Origin of the sequence: Paenibacillus riograndensis SBR5 (genome assembly GCF_000981585.1) — a bacterium.
GTDB lineage: Bacteria > Bacillota > Bacilli > Paenibacillales > Paenibacillaceae > Paenibacillus_AQ > Paenibacillus_AQ riograndensis.
This window is the reverse complement of sequence record NZ_LN831776.1, coordinates 6176842-6192887: the sequence shown is the minus strand read 5'-3', so window position 1 is coordinate 6192887 and position 16046 is coordinate 6176842. Positions and strand designations below refer to the sequence as shown.

Genomic DNA, 16046 nt, shown 5'->3' with positions numbered 1-16046 from the left:
GCTGCCCCAAACCATGCTGACAAAGCGCCGGCGGTAGAGCATAATAATAGAGCCTAAACACTTAAGGATCAACGGAGGGGAGACAACGATGCGTATACGCAAATGGAAGGGCAGTTCCCGGCTATTATCCAGACTCAGCCTCCCGATTTTTGTCTTGATCGTTACGTTCATCGCCCTTTTTGCTACGGCTGCCAGCTACATTCTCATCCGGGTGCAGAACGATCACACGCTCAAACTGGCGGAGCAATCAATGAAATTTGTCTACATGAACGCGGGATACCAGTTTGACACGATGAACAATGTCGCCGCTTTTATTGCCACCAATCAATCCATTGAGAATTTGCTGGAGAGCACCTATCAGGAGCCCTTTGATGCTGTCGATGACTTTTACATCCTCCAGGCGAATCTGCAAAATCTGTCTCTGCTTTCCCTGCTGAACGATTTCCGGTCGCAAGAGGCTGTACAGCAATCCTATATCGTATCTGTGGCGCTGGAGCCAGGCAGCGGGTTATATGAAATGGCAACAAACCATTTTTATCCGGTGACGGGCATCTTCAAGTCGGATGATCTGAAGAACCAGCCCTGGTTTCGCAGCCTGAGCAGCAAGGAGCGGCAGACGGAGTGGTGGGGCGAGAGGACAGACCGGCCGGAAGGTGCCATGATCTATTCGGCGCGGCGGAAAACCAGCCTTAAGGATGGCCGGAGTATCGGCACGGTCATCGTTGGGGCCAGTATCAGGAGCATTCAGAGTGTATTCCGCAATGCGGAGCTGGAGCAGGGTTACCATTTGTTGCTTGATGAGGGCAACCGGGTCATTTTCAGTGAGCGGTACAGCTTTCTGGAATCTGCAGACGAATTGCCGGTTGTGCGCGCATTGGATGCCTCTAAGGAGTCGATGATCGCCAACATTGACGGAGAAAAGCAGCGGGTGATGTCCGAAACGTTCGAAAATGGCTGGCGGCTTTTAACCATCGTTCCGGAGAGCCATATCAGCCGGTACACCCTGGTCATATCGGCAATCGGTGCAGCGAGCGTCGCTGCAGCCTTGTTAATCGCCGGCTTTTGGCTGCGGAGAATTGTGGTGCGGGTGACCGTTCCGATCACCAGGCTGGTAACTACCATCCAACGCCTGGAGGTTAGCGGGTTTAAAGATACGCTTCCACAGCAGAAATCCGGCATCTATGAGGTTGATGAGCTCAGCCAGACGTTCGGCTCCATGCTGGTGACGCTGCATGGCCTGATTGAGAAATCCTTTGAGGAGGAGCTGGAACGGCGTGAGCTGCAGCTTGAGCTGCTGCATGCCCAGATCAATCCTCATTTTATCTACAACACATTGGATTTAATCAATTGCCGGGCTATTATGGCGGGTGATATGGAATCCAGCAAAATTGTCCGTTCGCTTGCTAATGTCTTTCGCTTCAGCCTTAACCGTGGGCAGACCCTGATCTCCCTGGAAGAAGAGATCAAACAGGTTGAAGCCTATCTGCACATTCAAAAAATGATGATGGATCATTTGCAGGTGATCATTCAAGTGCCGGTTGGGCTGCTGCAGGCGAGAATGGTCCACCTTACCTTGCAACCGCTTGCGGAGAATGCCATCGTTCATGGGTTTACCGACCGGCAGAGCGACTGCAGGATCACGATTACGGCCCGGCTTGAGGGCAGGCTGCTTCTGCTGCGCGTTGAGGACAACGGGACTGGCTGTGATGTGGAACGGATGAACGAGGCGCTTCAGGAGAAACCGGCCAGTGAACCGGGGATCAAGCTCCTCGAGCCGGGGAACGGATACGGTATGATGAATGTTCACCGCAGAATCCAGCTGCATTGCGGCAAAGCCTACGGCTTACGCTATTTGCCGGCTGCGAAGGGTACATGCGTTGAGGCTGTACTGCCTTTCTACTCAGATTCGATTCTGCCAGAAATGGAGGCTGTGCCCTATGTATAAGCTGCTGATAGCTGAGGATGTCAAAATGGTCCGCGATACGCTGAAGTACGCCATTGACTGGGACTCCTTGGACATCACTGTTCTGGGGGCCGTTGAGAACGGGGAGGAGGTGCTGGCGTGGCTGGAGCGGGAGGTACCGGATCTGATTTTAACGGATATTGGCATGCCCGTAATGAACGGCTTGCAGCTGATTGAAGCTGTAATGGCGAGCCATCCCGACATTCGCTGCATCATCCTGTCCGGGCTGAGTGAATTCGAGCATGCCCGCCAGGCGATCAAGCTGCATGTGCTTGACTATATACTCAAGCCTATCGATCCTGAAGAGATTGAGCGTGTGCTGGCCCATGCCGTGGGTGAGCTTAAGCTGCAGAGGGAGAAACAGCGTGGAATCTCCATGGCGGAGCAGGCCGTAAAAGAAAAGCTTCCGCATCTGGCAGATGTGTTTCCGGACGCAGGGTGGCCGGAAAACATCAAGAAGCGAAAGCTGGTTGAACAGGCGATCGGTTATATAAAGGAACAATTCACACGCCGGGATCTGTCCCTGGCGGAGGTGGCCGGGTCTGTCGGACTCAGCGACAAATATCTGAATCTGCTGGTTAAAGAGGTGACCGGGAATACCATCAACCAAATGATCATTTCCTTGCGGATGGAGGAGGCAGCCCGGCTGCTTAAGGACCCGTTGATCAAAATTTATGAAATCTGCGATCAGATCGGTTACGCGGACCAGGATCATTTCCGCGAGAGCTTCAAGAAGCAGTTCGGGCTGACGCCGACCAAATACCGAAATCTGTTCCTTTGATTACGCAAAAAGAGCGCACGCAAAGAAACCGCCCCTAGTTACTTCAAGGGGCGGCTTCTATATTATATTCAGGGCAGAATTACTACAAAAGCATTACACCTGATTCGGAATCTCTACCGCAGGATCGGTATCGGCTTCGTAATCCACACCTTCGGTTTGGAAGCCGAACAGGTGGAAGAAGTCTTCACGGTAGCCTTCCAGATCGGTAAGCTCAGGAACATTGCCGGTTTCGAGCTCGTTCCAGCGCCGTATAACTTCGATCTGCACATCCTCGCGCATTTCCCAGTCGTCGATACGGATCAGGTGGCTGCCGTCCGCAGACGCTTCACCGCCGTTATACAGATGATCCGTGAACAAACGGTACATTTGCTGGATGCAGTTTTCGTGCAGTTCCTTTTCCTTCATCACTTTATACAGAGTGGAAATGTACAGTGGAACTACCGGAATCGCGGAGCTCGACTGTGTAACAAGGGCTTTGTTGACTGAGACAAAAGCGCGTCCGCCCTTTGCACTCAGCTTCTCATGGAGCGCGATGGCGGTCTGCTCCAGATCATTTTTGGCCAGGCCAATCGTTCCATCCCGGTAGATCGGATGGGTGATTTTCGGTCCAACATAGGAGTAGGCTACGGTGGTTGCCCCGTCGGCCAGCACACCGGCCTCCTGCAGCTGGTCAATCCACATTGCCCAGTCTTCCCCGCCCATAACGGCGATCGTCTGGCGGACTTCATCCTCTGTTGCCGGCTCAATAGTGACCGTGGATACCTCTCCGGTATGGAAGTTCATTGTCTTATTCGTGTAGGCGGCGCCAACCGGCTTAATCACGGAGGAGAAGGTTTCTCCTGTTACGGGATGTGTGCGGCGCGGGGATGCGACGCTGTAGACCACAAGGTCAACGGTGCCGTATTCGGCTTTGATCAGGTCAATCGTTTTGGTCTTGATGGCATCGGAGAAAGCATCTCCAACAATGCTGTGAGATTTGAGGCCCTGCTGTGCAGCAGCCTTCTCGAATGCGGCCGAGTTGTACCAGCCTGCCGAAGCCGTCCGCGTACCTTCAGCGGCTTTGTCGAAGAAGACACCGATGGTATTGGCTCCTGCGCCGAAAGCGGCAGCAATCCGTGAAGCCAGCCCGTATCCGGTGGAAGCGCCGATAACAAGCACGTTCACTGGGCCGCTGAGCTTCTTTTGAGCTTTTACAAAATCAATTTGTTCCTGTATTTGTTTGGCGCACCCTTCCGGATGGGCGGTTGTGCAGATGAAGCCGCGTGTTTTTGGCTGAATGATCATCAAGGATTACCCCTTTATTTTAGTTTTTAACATTTTCGCTAATATAGAGTATAGCAAATGATGGCTTAGAAAGATAAGTATGAATGTATTTTTTATATTTTGAGGGCCAAGCACCGGCACGGGCTAGAGCATATGCAGTTAATTGAAACTTTTTCCAGACCTCTGCGTCAGTTACAGTACTTGCTGTGCTGTGCATATCATTCTGAGCGGATGATGAAGGGAGAAGTGTAACGATATGGTGAAAAGAATACCCGTGCTCCTGCTAGCTATCCTTCTGCTGTCAGGCTGCAGCCAAGGAGGGACTGTGATGAGCTATTCCGAAAGGCAAGCCGCTGCGTCCAAGCTGGATTTCCGGCTGGCGCAGCAGAGCAACCTGCTCGGGCTGAAGCTGTTCAGCCAATTGAGAGACAAGAGCGGAGGTAACCTGACGATTTCGCCCTACAGCATCGCCACCGCCCTGGCACTTGCTTATAATGGCAGCGCCGGGGAGACGGCGGAAGAATTGGGACAGCTGCTCGGCTATGCACCGGGAGAGCTCCAGAAACTGAACGCAAGCCATCAGGCACTGCTGCCGGTGATGCAGGATGCCGGGCCGGGGATTGAGCTGAAGCTGGCCAATTCCGTCTGGGGCACCTCCCGATTACCGCTGCGCGAAGATTACCTTAAGACCGGCAAAGCTTATTATAAGGCGGAGATCCGCACGATAGATCTTGCCGCACCGCGTTCAGTCACCGAAATTAACGGATGGGTATCCAAGCATACGGAGCATACGATTAAGGAGATGCTGGATCAGCCTCCAGGTCCCGATGCTGTGGCTGTACTTGTGAACGCGCTGTATTTCAAGGGCGGCTGGAAGGATGCTTTTCCTGAAGAAAATACCCGGCAGGCAGAATTTCATCTCCCGGCGGATGAGACGGTACAAGTGCCGATGATGAGTCGAACCGGGTATTTTCCGTACGCGGCGCATGAAGACTGGCAAGCCATACGTATCCCCTATGGAGATGAGCAGATGGATATGCTGGTTATTCTGCCAAGTGAGCGCTCTTCATTGGAGGATCTGGAAGCCAGGCTTGCGGGAGGGAGTTTTCCTGCTGAAGAGGATTTTGAGAACCGGCAGGGGACGGTAGGATTGCCGCGGTTTACCGCCAACTATGGAACGGATTTGAAGGACGCAGTACAAGCGCTGGGCGTGAAACAGGCTTTTGATCCGGCGAAAGGCGATTTCTCCAAGCTGGCCGATACTCCCGATCCCATCTATATCAGCAGGATCATTCATAAAACCTATGTCGATGTGAACGAAAAAGGGACCGAAGCGTCAGCCTCCACGCTTGTAGAAATGCTTGCAGGTGCTGCTCCTTCTGTGAAACTCCCCTTTCAAATGACAGTGGACCGGCCTTTTCTTTTTGTGATCGAAGACCGGCAGACAGGAGTCTGGTTGTTCCTCGGTGCGATTGAAAATCCGTTGTTGACTCATTAAAAACCGGGTCAATTCGTCAAATTTTCGGGGCTAAGCGCATAATTGATCCCTTTGCAGGTCACAATAGGAAAAAAGCAGAATGAAGGGATCAACGTGAATGCTTTTCGCTTGAAGAAACAATTGTGGCGGCGTTGGAGACGTTGGAAAAGAGCCCCCTGGGTGGGAGCGGCCTGTATAGCCTTGACGCTGCTTGCCTGGCGCGGTATGCAGGTCCCGGAGGAGCTCAGCGGCTTACTGAGTGATACGGCATGGAATGTGCCTGACCAACTGAGCGGGCTGCAGGAACAGGCCTCATCCGGTGATCCGGGTCGAAGCGTGCCGGCTGCAGCGGCTGCGTACAGCCAGGCTGAAGAAGAAGGGACTGAAGGGGCTTCAGCTCTGGATCGTAAGCAGCTGCTGGAGACCCTTAGTCAGGAACCGGTCAGCCGGACGGTTCACTTGAAGACAACCTATATTTCCGGGGAGGAGATCGTAACCCTTCCCGGGGACAAGCCCCTCGTCCAGCTCAAACAGGTCATCGCTGCACATCCGGGCTGGAACGGCTGGATCAGCGCAGACGGGGATCTCTGGCTGGAGCGTATGGTTAACGACTTATCGCCGCTGATTAAGAAGGACGCCTTTTTCGGTGTGGACGAGCAGGGCAATCTGACCTTGTTCAAAGGTCCGCCGGCGCAGGAGAAGGTGCTGAAAACCTTTTTTCAAATGGACATGGGCTCGATGAAGTCTTCGCTGCCGGATGAAATCTTAGAGCAGCTCCATGAAGGCATCCGCGTGCAAGATGTAGAAGAGTACAACAGCGTGCTGTCCACCTTCAGCGATTATGCGCGGGACTCGTCGGAACAGGTGATGCAAAGCGAAGAATAGCAATTTGGAATAGAGGCTGCCCCTTGAGCTGCTGTTATAGCCGGGGCGGCCTTTTTTGTGCTGTAGGGCGTGTGTCGGACACTCACTTTTATTGCGCTTGCAGAGGCCGGCCGGGAGGGGGAGCCGTGTTCTGAGACAGCAGTAATGAACGAGCAGGCCAGCTGTTGTGCTGTTCCGGACTCCAACCTCTGTCCGCAAGCCGGTGTTGAACCCGGAGATTCACCTTCTTTTCCCGGGCGGCAGCAAACTTTTATTCTCCCGGAAGAAGGTTTTTTGCTATAATGGTTAGAAGGAATACATATGTTCGCTTCACGGCAACGAAATGGATGAAACAGTAGGAATATGCTGCCTGCTTAAGAGGAGAGATTGGATTTGCGCATCCTGGGAATTGACCCGGGGCTGGCGATTGTCGGCTTCGGCTTCGTGGATAAGGTAGGAAACAAATTAACGCCGGTTCAGTACGGGTGCATCCAGACGGAGGCGCACACGCCGGAGGAGGAACGTCTGCTGCATGTCTACGAGGGTATGGTGCAGCTCATTGATAAATACCAGCCTGATGCGGTCGCGGTGGAGAAGCTGTTTTTCAGCCGCAATGTAACCACTGCACTGCCGGTGGCACAAGCAAGAGGTGTGCTGATCCTGGCTGCTGTCCAGCGCGGGCTTCCCGTCGCGGAGTATACTCCGATGATGGTGAAGCAGGCTGTGGTGGGCTATGGCAAGGCCGAGAAGAAGCAGGTGCAGGAGATGGTCAAGCTGCTGCTGAAGCTGGCGGCTGTGCCGAAGCCCGATGATGTGGCGGATGCGCTGGCGGTGGCGGTATGCCACGCCCATTCGGTGAGTCTTAATTCCAAATTAAATGAGGTATTGCGAAAATGATAGATTACTTAAGAGGTCCGGTTGTGCATTTGGAGCCGGAATATGTGGTGGTGGATGTCCAGGGCATAGGGTACCGGGTATTCTGCCCGAACCCGTATGCTTTTGCCAAGCTGGAGGGGCCGGTGACGATCTACATCCATTACCAGACACGCGAGGATGCTACCCTGCTCTTCGGGTTCCCGACAAGAGAAGAGCAGAAGCTGTTCCGCAAGCTGATTGAAGTATCCGGGATCGGCCCGCGCGTAGCTCTGGGGATTCTGACCGGCGGAACACCGGATCAGCTGATCTCGGCGATTTACCAGGAGAATATCACCTTCCTGACCAAGCTGCCGGGGATCGGCAAGAAGACGGCCCAGCGGATGATTCTGGATCTTCGGGACAAGCTGGACGGCCTGAGCGCGGTATCCATGCAGACCGGATTATTCGCTGTAGCGGCTGAAGCCCAGGCTGCGGCGGAGGCCCTGCCTTGGGAGGAAGCCCGCGACGGGCTGAGGGCGCTTGGTTATACCGAAGCCGAACTGGACCGGGTATGGCTGACCATGAAGAAGGAAGGTGCCGATTCAGGGCCGGTTGATGTGCTGATGAAGAAGGCGTTGGGGCTGCTGTATACAGCCAAATAGGCTGCTTGACAGAACGGAGTGATGGATAATGGATGACCGGATTATATCGGCAAACCTGATGATGGACGAGCAGGCTGTAGAATTAAGCCTGCGCCCCCGCTATCTGGGAGAGTATATCGGACAGAACCAGGTCAAAGAGAATCTGAAAATATATATAGAAGCTGCCAAAATGCGCAGTGAAGCGCTGGACCATGTGCTGCTGTACGGGCCTCCCGGTCTCGGCAAAACGACACTCGCGAATATTATCGCCAATGAGCTTGGTGTGAACCTCAGGACAACATCCGGGCCTGCCATTGAGCGGCCCGGCGATCTGGCCGCGCTGCTGACCAATCTCCAGCAGGGCGATGTGCTGTTCATTGACGAGATTCACCGGCTGCACCGGACGGTGGAAGAGGTGATGTATCCGGCGATGGAGGATTTCGCGCTGGATATTATGATCGGCAAGGGGCCGAGCGCCCGCTCGGTGCGCCTGGACCTGCCGCCCTTTACGCTAATCGGCGCCACTACCCGAGCCGGGCTGTTGTCTGCGCCGCTGCGCGACCGCTTCGGAGTGGTCAGCCGGCTGGAGTATTATACGATCGACGAGCTGAGCTTCATCGTGTCCCGCAATGCCGAACTGCTCGGCATTGAGATTCTGGGCGATGCTGCCGAAGAGATCGCCCTGCGGTCCCGGGGGACTCCGCGGATTGCCAACCGCCTGCTGAAGCGGGTTCGCGATTTCGCACAGGTGCGCGGCGACGGAATCATTACGCCGGAGATTGCCGGAGAATCGCTGAAGATGCTGCAGGTGGACCCGCGCGGGCTGGACAGCATCGACCACAAGATGCTTCATTCCATGATCAGTTCCTTCCGCGGCGGACCTGTCGGACTGGATACCATAGCTGCGACAATCGGAGAAGAGAGCCAGACCATTGAGGATGTATATGAGCCTTATTTGCTGCAGATTGGATTTCTGCAGCGGACGCCCCGGGGGAGAGTTGTGACTCCTGCCGCTTATCAGCATCTGGGCCTTCCGCTTCCTCCGCAGCCGCAATAAATCTTTTTTTGCTATCATCTCTATTAAATAGGAGGCATCAAGATGAATCTTGCCAGGTGGAAAAAGACAGGAATGAGCCTGCTTGCAGGCGCCCTGATGGCAGGCGGCCTGCTGCTTCCTGCCGCCGACAGCCATGCCGATCCGAACGCAACCATCCGGGTTGCGCTGTTTGCCGATATTGGCAGCAAATATAAATCTACCGTCCCTTTCGTGACGCTGAGTTCGACGACGGGCTTCAGCCTGATGTCCGGCAGTGCCCAGCTGCTGCCCATTCCGGCAAATAACAAAATCCGCGTCAGCCTCGACGGATACAAGGTTAAGGTGATGGACAGCCCTACATGGCAGGCGGCCGCAGAAGCCGCCAAAAAGCTTCAATCGACCTCCGATAAGCCGATGCTGTTTGTAGCTTCGCGGAATGGCGCGACGGTCTATCAGCTGTACACGGGTCCTTACACCAGCGAAAGTGCGGCGAAGGAAGGGCTGAACCGGGTAAGCAAAGCAGGCTTGACCCTTGCCGAGGGACAGGCTCCGGCCCTGGTTGGAAGCAAACATCTGTCCGCAGGCTCCTTTGCTACCCAGGAGGAAGCGGATGCTGTGGCCGGCACGATTACAGCGGCTGGTTTTGATGCCTGGAAGACGCTGGTAAGCGGATCAGACGGCAGCGCTCAAGTGGAAGTATGGGTCGGCGAAGCGGCAAACGACAGCGATCTTGCCGCGCTGCGGACTGCAGTTACGGCTGCGCTTCCGCAGCTTGCCGTATCCGCCGGAGCGGCTGCGACACCGGGGATGATGATCCGTACAGATGCGGGACTGGACTGGAGCAGCGAGAGCCAGGCGTTTCATTACCAGGTGTCTGGTACAGGAGCCAAATTCATAGTCTCCGGCAATTCCGCCGGGATTCAACTAGCTGAACGTTCCAAGCGCGTTTACCGCGGCAATCTGGAGCTCAGCGCACTCTCAGGATCACTGGCTGTCATTAACGAAGTTCCGCTGGAGCAGTACTTATATGCGGTTGTCGGCGGAGAGGTTTCTTCAGGCTGGCCCGAAGAAGCGCTTAAGGCCCAGGCTGTAGCGGCGCGGAGCTATGCGCTGTCGCAGGGCAACCGTTTTGATGTGGCGAATGTGGTGGATACCACACTCAGCCAGGTGTACTACGGTATTGGAGCTGAAGCACCTACAATTACAAAAGCAGTAGATGCTACCGCCGGCGAGGTGCTGATGAGCGGCGGCAAGATCGTGGAGGCAGTGTTCTCCTCCAACAGCGGCGGTGTGACCGCCGACCCTTCGGAGGTATGGGGCAACGGCGGTGCCACCTTTGTCAGTGTTGCCAGTGCTGAAGACTCCGCTGCAGCGGCATCGAAGAAATGGTATTACTTGCTGCTGGACAGCGGCGTCTCGGGTTATGCCCGGGAGGACAATATCCAATTGACCGGCGGCAAAACTGCGGCTGGCCTGGCTATAGCTACTGCGAGCACCAAAGATGTGAACATCCGCCCGCTGCCTGTCGTTGAGAGCAGTGCAAGTCCGCTTGGCAAGCTGAACCCCGGCGAAAATGCCGTAGTTCTGGATCAGTTCTATGAGAACGGAAGCTACAGCTGGGTTAAAGGGCCTTACACTTCAGCGGAGCTGCTCAAAAGCCTGTCAGGCAAGGTCAGCAATTCATTGCCCTCTTCCATCAGCAGTCTGCAGGTTTCGCAGCGCGGGCCTTCGGGCAGAGTCACGCAAGTAAAAGCCAACGGGGAGATTCTGCAGGTGAAATATCCCGATCTGTTCCGTTCGGCGTTCGGCGGATTACCGAGTACTTTGTTTGATATTGTACCTGCCGGCAGTTATACTGTATTAGGCGCTAACGGCTCTACGGCAGCGGTTAACAGCTCCCAGAGCGCTGGAATACTCTCTGCTTCCGGCAAAGGGACAGCGGGCGGCAGCGGTACCGTAGTTATGGGTGCAGATGCTTCGTCCAGAGTAGTCACGGCCAGCTCCGGATTCTATTTTATAGGCTGGGGCAACGGCCACGGGCTTGGCATGTCCCAATGGGGCGTGAAGGGCATGGCCGACAAAGGGTATGATTACAAGCGAATATTGCAACACTACTTTAATAACGTTACTATAAATAAGGAATGAAGACTGACCATGAATGTAGATGATTATGACTTCCATTTGCCGGAGGAGCTCATCGCCCAGACTCCGCTGTCCGACCGCAGTGCATCGCGGCTGCTGCTCGTGAACAAGGAGAATGGCCAACTGGAGCACCGGCATTTTACGGATATACTGGAGCAATTTCGGCCTGGTGATACGCTGGTTCTGAATGATACACGGGTGATTCCCGCCCGGCTCTTCGGCGTCAAGGAAGACACCGGTGCGAAAGCGGAGGTCCTGCTGCTGAAGAGTCTGGGCGAAGACCGCTGGGAAGCGCTGGTGAAGCCCGGCAAGAAGCTGAAGACCGGAGCTGTGATTATCTTCAGCGAGGAGCTCAAGGCAGTGATTGAAGACGAGGCTGACATGGGCGGGCGGACGCTCCGCTTCATCTATACAGGAATATTCCAGGAAATTCTGGACAGATTGGGAAGCATGCCGCTTCCGCCGTATATCAAGGAGACGCTGGATGACCGCGAGCGTTACCAGACGGTGTATGCCAAGCATGAAGGCTCGGCGGCCGCGCCGACCGCAGGCCTGCATTTCACCCGGGAGCTGCTGGAGCAGATCAAGGCAAAAGGTGTAACGATTGCCTATATTACGCTTCATGTCGGACTAGGCACCTTCCGTCCTATGTCAGTAGAGAAGGTGGAAGAGCATGTGATGCATGCCGAGTATTTCGTCTTGTCCCAGGAGACAGCGGATATGCTCAATGCTGCCAGAGCCCGGGGCGGACGGATCATAGCCGTGGGCACAACGTCCTGCCGGACACTGGAAACGGCCGGCAGACAGGCCGGAGGCGGTCCGATTCAAGAATGCAGCGGCTGGACGGATATTTTTATTTACCCGGGCTATACATTTACCGTTGTAAACGCACTGATTACCAATTTTCATCTGCCCAAGTCTACACTGGTGATGCTGGTGAGCGCTTTGGCCGGACGGGAGAATATACTTGCCGCCTATGAAGCTGCGATTCAGCAGCGTTACCGCTTTTTCAGCTTCGGCGATGCAATGTTTATCTATTAAGCAAGAGGAAGGGTTAAACCTATGGCAGCAATAACTTATGAACACATCAAGACCTGCAAACAATCCGGTGCGCGGCTCGGCCGGGTGCATACCCCGCATGGTGTAATTGAAACGCCTGCATTTATGCCTGTAGGTACACTCGCCACCGTCAAAACAATGAGTCCTGAAGAATTGAAGCAGATGGATGCGCATATTATTTTGAGCAATACATACCATCTGTTTCTCCGTCCGGGTCATGATATTATCCGCGAAGCCGGCGGCCTGCACAAATTCATGAACTGGGACCGGCCCATCTTAACAGACAGCGGCGGTTTTCAGGTTTTCTCGCTGAGTGACATGCGCAAAATTACCGAAGAAGGCGTGCATTTCCGTTCCCACTTGAATGGGGACAAGAAGTTCCTCTCGCCGGAGGTGGCGATGGAGGTCCAGAATGCGCTGGGCTCGGATATCATGATGGCTTTTGATGAATGCCCGCCGTATCCGGCAGAATATGATTACGTCAAAAAGTCACTGGAACGCACTACACGCTGGGCCGAAAGATGCCTCAAAAGCCATGCCCGTCCTGAAGACCAGGGACTGTTCGCCATCGTTCAGGGAGGCATGTATGAGGATTTGCGGCGCCAGAGTGCGGCTGATTTGACTTCCATGGATTTCCCGGGGTATGCTATTGGAGGGCTCAGCGTCGGAGAGTCCAAGCAGCTTATGTATGAAGTGCTGGATTATACGGTTCCGCTGCTGCCGCAAGGGAAACCGCGTTATTTAATGGGCGTAGGTTCACCGGATGCGCTGCTGGAAGGATCAATCCGTGGAGTGGACATGTTCGACTGTGTTCTGCCTACACGTATTGCCCGCAACGGGACAACGATGACCAGTCAGGGAAGACTTGTAGTCCGCAACGCGCAGTATGCACGCGACTTCGGGCCGCTTGATCCGGAGTGCGGCTGCTATACCTGCCGGAATTATTCCCGTGCTTATTTGCGCCATCTGATCAAAGCCGATGAAACCTTCGGCCTGCGGTTAACGACATACCATAATTTGTACTTCCTGCTGGAATTAATGCGTAAAATGCGTGAAGCCATCAGGGAAGATCGGCTGCTTGATTTTCGCGATGAGTTTTTTGCGCAATATGGATTATATGATAATCTAAAAGGATTTTAGGTAATGGGCAAGTGTTTCATTGTCTTTTGAAAGGGGGGAGAATTATGTTACAGTTTCAATATGCAGCAACAGCAGGGAGCGGCGGAAGCATCCTGGGTCTTGTAGGTCCTTTTGTGCTGATGTTTGTGGTGTTTTACTTCCTGCTCATCCGTCCGCAGCAGAAGAAGACCAAGACTCGCAACGCTATGCTGAAAGCTCTGAAAAAGGGCGATAAGGTAGTGACCATTGGAGGCCTTCACGGGACGATTATGGAAATTTCCGATGACATCGTAGTCCTGCGGGTAAACGATGTGACCAAACTGACCTTTGACCGGGGTTCCATCAGTCATTCGGTTGTGGATGTAGAAGATAAAGAGTAGCTATTTAGTACAGCCTTACATAAAAAGCGCCGTTTCTCACAAGAGAGACAGCGCTTTTTTCGTAGTAATAGGTCAGCCGTAAACTTCGGGTGGCCTATTTTTCTACGAAAAAATAGCGGGTTTTGTGCAATTTCCTGAAGTCCGAACCCGTGGGATAAAGAAATTTTCCGCTTTTGCAAATCCAGTATTTTACATATTTGCAAAAGCAAAAACACAGTAGTATATTGATTAATTGGATAAAAGAGGAATAAATTTAAATGTTCAACAATTATAGTTTAGTTTCCATAAATAAATATACTAAAAATTGAAATATAGTAAAAATATGTTTACAATTTATATCGAAAGATGTAGAATTGGCTTTGCAAGTGAAAGTTATTATAAAGTGTAAAAACATGAAATAACTAATTTATTGATTAAATATTACCATCAGAGGTATGGCTTATGAAATCCATAGTTAATACAAAGGATATTGGTTTGCTGAAAAGATGTTTGATGTATCTCTTTCCTTACAAATTGCGTATAATTACTACTTTTTTTTGTATTGTGTTTTGTCTGATTCTGCAAATTATTGAGCCATTGATATTAGGTAAGGTCATCGCGTTATTGTTCTCTAAGGAATTTGCAAAGCTCAGTGTAATGTTAATCTATCTGTTTATAACAGAACTTTTTGTAACCATTTTAAGTTTCTTTCAATCCTATTTATTTTCCTCATTAAGCGAAAATATTATTTATGACTTGAAAAGAGATATGTTTCAAAAGATCATTGAACTTCCTGTAAAGGCTTATGACCAAATGAAGGTGGGCGAATTTATATCCCGTTTGCAGGGAGACACTGCGACTGTTGCCAGCATCCTCACCAACCAATTGATTAATACTGCAATCGACATTCTTCGGGTGGTCATCATATGTATTGTTGTTTTTCAGATTAGTGTTCCACTATCTTTGGTGATTCTAATTAGCTTTCCGGTTACATTTTTTATTTTCACCTTCTCCGGCAAAAAAATAAGAAGGAGAAGTGAAGAGCTGGCTAAGTTAAATGACAACTATTTCAGTAATCTCCAACAGTCCATAACCGGGATCAGAGAAATAAAGAGTTTGGGCATCAAGAAGATAAAAATTAATCAATTTCTAAATCTGGCCAGCCTGCTTAGAGAAAAAAATATAAATATAAATGTTATAGGTACTGTGGCCCGGTCATTATCACAGTTCACTTCATTTCTCTCACAGCTTAGTGTTATGGCTATAGCAGGGTTTCTAATATATAAAGGACAGCTGAACATTGAATACTTTATTGCATTTACCTCTTACTCCAGCCAGCTCACGGGTTCATTAATGAACATTACCCAAATCAGCAGCAACATCCAGAAAGCGCTGACTTCGCTTGAGAGAATATTCAACCTGCTGGATGAATTTGGATATAAAAGAGAAAAGTTTGGGGACATGGCAATGCAGCACATTGAAGGGGAAATTAAGTTTTGTAATATTTCCTTCGGTTACGGAGACGATTTGCAGGTTGTTGACAACCTGAGCTTTACCATCGCAAAGAATAATACAACTGCAATTGTAGGCAGCAGCGGCGGCGGGAAAACTACAATTTTTAATCTGCTGCTCCATTTTTATGAGGCTGATACAGGAGCCATTCTGATTGATGGAATAGATATTAATCACTTTAATGAAGAAACACTGCGCCAGCATATATCGGTAGTGCACCAAACTCCATATTTATTTAATGCAACATTTGCTGAAAATATGCTCATCGCGAACCAAGCGGCAACTGAGGAAGAAATGATAGCCATTTGCAAACAGATAAAAATTCATGATTACATCATGAGTCTTCCGCATGGATATAAAACAGTCATTGAGGAGAATGGCGCGAATCTGTCAGGCGGCCAAAAACAAAGGATAGCCATCGCTAGAGCGATGTTGAAAAAATCCAAAATTATTTTATTCGATGAAGCAACCTCTTCACTGGATAATGAAACCCAGCAACTGGTCAAGGAATTAATAAGCTCCATTTCTCATGACCATACCGTTGTCGTGATTGCCCACAGGCTGTCAAGCATTATTGATTCAGATGAAATTCTGGTTATTGATGCCGGCAAACTGGTAGGCCAAGGAAGCCATAGAAATCTCTTGAATAACAATTTTACATATAAAAAGTTATATGAAAGCGAACTGGAATGCAGAGAACTGATTAGTTGATATACTTTTCGGAGTGCCTGTCACTCTGGAATTTATATAATCTATTACATACGAAGGGAGGCGAAATGAATGAGAAAATTAAATAAAAAGAATTTTTCGCAAATGCATACTGTTGAGGCTTATGCTGATTGTCATCTTTCTTGTGCATGTTATTGCGCCACTTGCAGCTGCTGGGGTCCTGATTTCTTGCATGTTAGCAATACTAGCGCTGATAGCGGATCGCAAAACTACACTCCGACTGCAACCGCTCAAGTGAGAGGTTAA

Annotated in this window: 14 protein-coding genes; 13 read left to right on the top strand and 1 reads right to left on the bottom strand. The window is 51.5% G+C overall.

The genetic code is table 11. The features are described 5' to 3' along the window. Positions 1 to 88: 88 nt before the first annotated feature. Together PRIO_RS26215 and PRIO_RS26210 are read left to right on the top strand one after the other, a co-directional pair. Positions 89 to 1945: a cache domain-containing sensor histidine kinase gene (locus tag PRIO_RS26215; protein ID WP_020426626.1), complete on the top strand. Its 1857-nt coding sequence runs from the start codon at positions 89 to 91 to the stop codon at positions 1943 to 1945. Beyond that, positions 1938 to 2744, top strand: a complete 807-nt coding sequence (locus PRIO_RS26210; RefSeq protein ID WP_020426625.1) for a response regulator transcription factor — start codon at positions 1938 to 1940, stop codon at positions 2742 to 2744. Before PRIO_RS26215 ends, PRIO_RS26210 begins: the two co-directional genes overlap by 8 nt. 93 nt (positions 2745 to 2837) lie before the next feature. Here the strand turns inward: PRIO_RS26210 and fabV are convergent, their stop codons facing one another. Next, entirely contained in the window at positions 2838 to 4028 is a 1191-nt protein-coding gene (gene fabV / locus PRIO_RS26205; RefSeq protein WP_020426624.1) for an enoyl-ACP reductase FabV, read from the bottom strand. Between the two features lie 307 nt (positions 4029 to 4335). Between fabV and PRIO_RS26200 the strand changes: the two genes are divergently transcribed. The 11 genes from PRIO_RS26200 (at position 4336) to PRIO_RS37520 (ending at position 16046) form a co-directional block, all read left to right on the top strand. After that, positions 4336 to 5505, top strand: coding sequence for a serpin family protein (locus PRIO_RS26200; RefSeq protein WP_020426623.1), 1170 nt, complete (start codon positions 4336 to 4338; stop codon positions 5503 to 5505). A gap of 108 nt (positions 5506 to 5613) precedes the next feature. Continuing rightward, positions 5614 to 6369 carry a BofC C-terminal domain-containing protein gene (locus PRIO_RS26195; RefSeq protein WP_167345668.1) on the top strand — a complete coding sequence of 252 codons (756 nt, stop codon included), beginning with the start codon at positions 5614 to 5616 and terminating at the stop codon, positions 6367 to 6369. A 372-nt stretch (positions 6370 to 6741) separates the two neighbouring features. Continuing rightward, positions 6742 to 7245, top strand: a complete 504-nt coding sequence (ruvC, locus tag PRIO_RS26190; protein WP_020426620.1) for a crossover junction endodeoxyribonuclease RuvC — start codon at positions 6742 to 6744, stop codon at positions 7243 to 7245. Continuing rightward, on the top strand, positions 7242 to 7865 hold the full coding sequence (gene ruvA, locus PRIO_RS26185) for a Holliday junction branch migration protein RuvA (protein ID WP_020426619.1): 624 nt from the start codon (positions 7242 to 7244) through the stop codon (positions 7863 to 7865). Before ruvC ends, ruvA begins: the two co-directional genes overlap by 4 nt. Before the next feature lie 28 nt (positions 7866 to 7893). Next, on the top strand, positions 7894 to 8901 hold the full coding sequence (gene ruvB, locus PRIO_RS26180; protein ID WP_020426618.1) for a Holliday junction branch migration DNA helicase RuvB: 1008 nt from the start codon (positions 7894 to 7896) through the stop codon (positions 8899 to 8901). A gap of 42 nt (positions 8902 to 8943) precedes the next feature. Then, on the top strand, positions 8944 to 11025 hold the full coding sequence (locus PRIO_RS26175; RefSeq protein ID WP_046505411.1) for a SpoIID/LytB domain-containing protein: 2082 nt from the start codon (positions 8944 to 8946) through the stop codon (positions 11023 to 11025). A gap of 9 nt (positions 11026 to 11034) precedes the next feature. Further along, positions 11035 to 12063: a tRNA preQ1(34) S-adenosylmethionine ribosyltransferase-isomerase QueA gene (queA, locus tag PRIO_RS26170; protein ID WP_020426616.1), complete on the top strand. Its 1029-nt coding sequence runs from the start codon at positions 11035 to 11037 to the stop codon at positions 12061 to 12063. Positions 12064 to 12084: 21 nt separating this feature from the next. Continuing rightward, the gene (gene tgt / locus PRIO_RS26165) at positions 12085 to 13221 is read left to right on the top strand and encodes a tRNA guanosine(34) transglycosylase Tgt (RefSeq protein WP_046505407.1); all 1137 of its coding nucleotides are present in this window, start codon (positions 12085 to 12087) and stop codon (positions 13219 to 13221) included. A 44-nt stretch (positions 13222 to 13265) separates the two neighbouring features. Continuing rightward, positions 13266 to 13580: a preprotein translocase subunit YajC gene (gene yajC / locus PRIO_RS26160; protein WP_020426614.1), complete on the top strand. Its 315-nt coding sequence runs from the start codon at positions 13266 to 13268 to the stop codon at positions 13578 to 13580. A gap of 441 nt (positions 13581 to 14021) precedes the next feature. Beyond that, positions 14022 to 15782 (top strand): ABC transporter ATP-binding protein, encoded by a 1761-nt coding sequence (locus PRIO_RS26155; protein ID WP_046505404.1) that lies wholly within the window; start codon positions 14022 to 14024, stop codon positions 15780 to 15782. 69 nt (positions 15783 to 15851) lie between these two features. Continuing rightward, entirely contained in the window at positions 15852 to 16046 is a 195-nt protein-coding gene (locus tag PRIO_RS37520; RefSeq protein WP_081487258.1) for a CLI_3235 family bacteriocin precursor, read from the top strand.

Excerpts from the sequence above, each read along its gene's own strand:
- PRIO_RS26215 (WP_020426626.1), top strand. The coding sequence starts at position 89 with ATGCGTATACGCAAATGGAAGGGCAGTTCCCGGCTATTATCCAGACTC.
- PRIO_RS26210 (WP_020426625.1), top strand. The coding sequence starts at position 1,938 with ATGTATAAGCTGCTGATAGCTGAGGATGTCAAAATGGTCCGCGATACG.
- fabV (WP_020426624.1), bottom strand. The coding sequence starts at position 4,028 with ATGATCATTCAGCCAAAAACACGCGGCTTCATCTGCACAACCGCCCAT.
- PRIO_RS26200 (WP_020426623.1), top strand. The coding sequence starts at position 4,336 with ATGAGCTATTCCGAAAGGCAAGCCGCTGCGTCCAAGCTGGATTTCCGG.
- ruvA (WP_020426619.1), top strand. The coding sequence starts at position 7,242 with ATGATAGATTACTTAAGAGGTCCGGTTGTGCATTTGGAGCCGGAATAT.
- ruvB (WP_020426618.1), top strand. The coding sequence starts at position 7,894 with ATGGATGACCGGATTATATCGGCAAACCTGATGATGGACGAGCAGGCT.
- PRIO_RS26175 (WP_046505411.1), top strand. The coding sequence starts at position 8,944 with ATGAATCTTGCCAGGTGGAAAAAGACAGGAATGAGCCTGCTTGCAGGC.
- queA (WP_020426616.1), top strand. The coding sequence starts at position 11,035 with ATGAATGTAGATGATTATGACTTCCATTTGCCGGAGGAGCTCATCGCC.
- tgt (WP_046505407.1), top strand. The coding sequence starts at position 12,085 with ATGGCAGCAATAACTTATGAACACATCAAGACCTGCAAACAATCCGGT.
- yajC (WP_020426614.1), top strand. The coding sequence starts at position 13,266 with ATGTTACAGTTTCAATATGCAGCAACAGCAGGGAGCGGCGGAAGCATC.
- PRIO_RS26155 (WP_046505404.1), top strand. The coding sequence starts at position 14,022 with ATGAAATCCATAGTTAATACAAAGGATATTGGTTTGCTGAAAAGATGT.
- PRIO_RS37520 (WP_081487258.1), top strand. The coding sequence starts at position 15,852 with ATGAGAAAATTAAATAAAAAGAATTTTTCGCAAATGCATACTGTTGAG.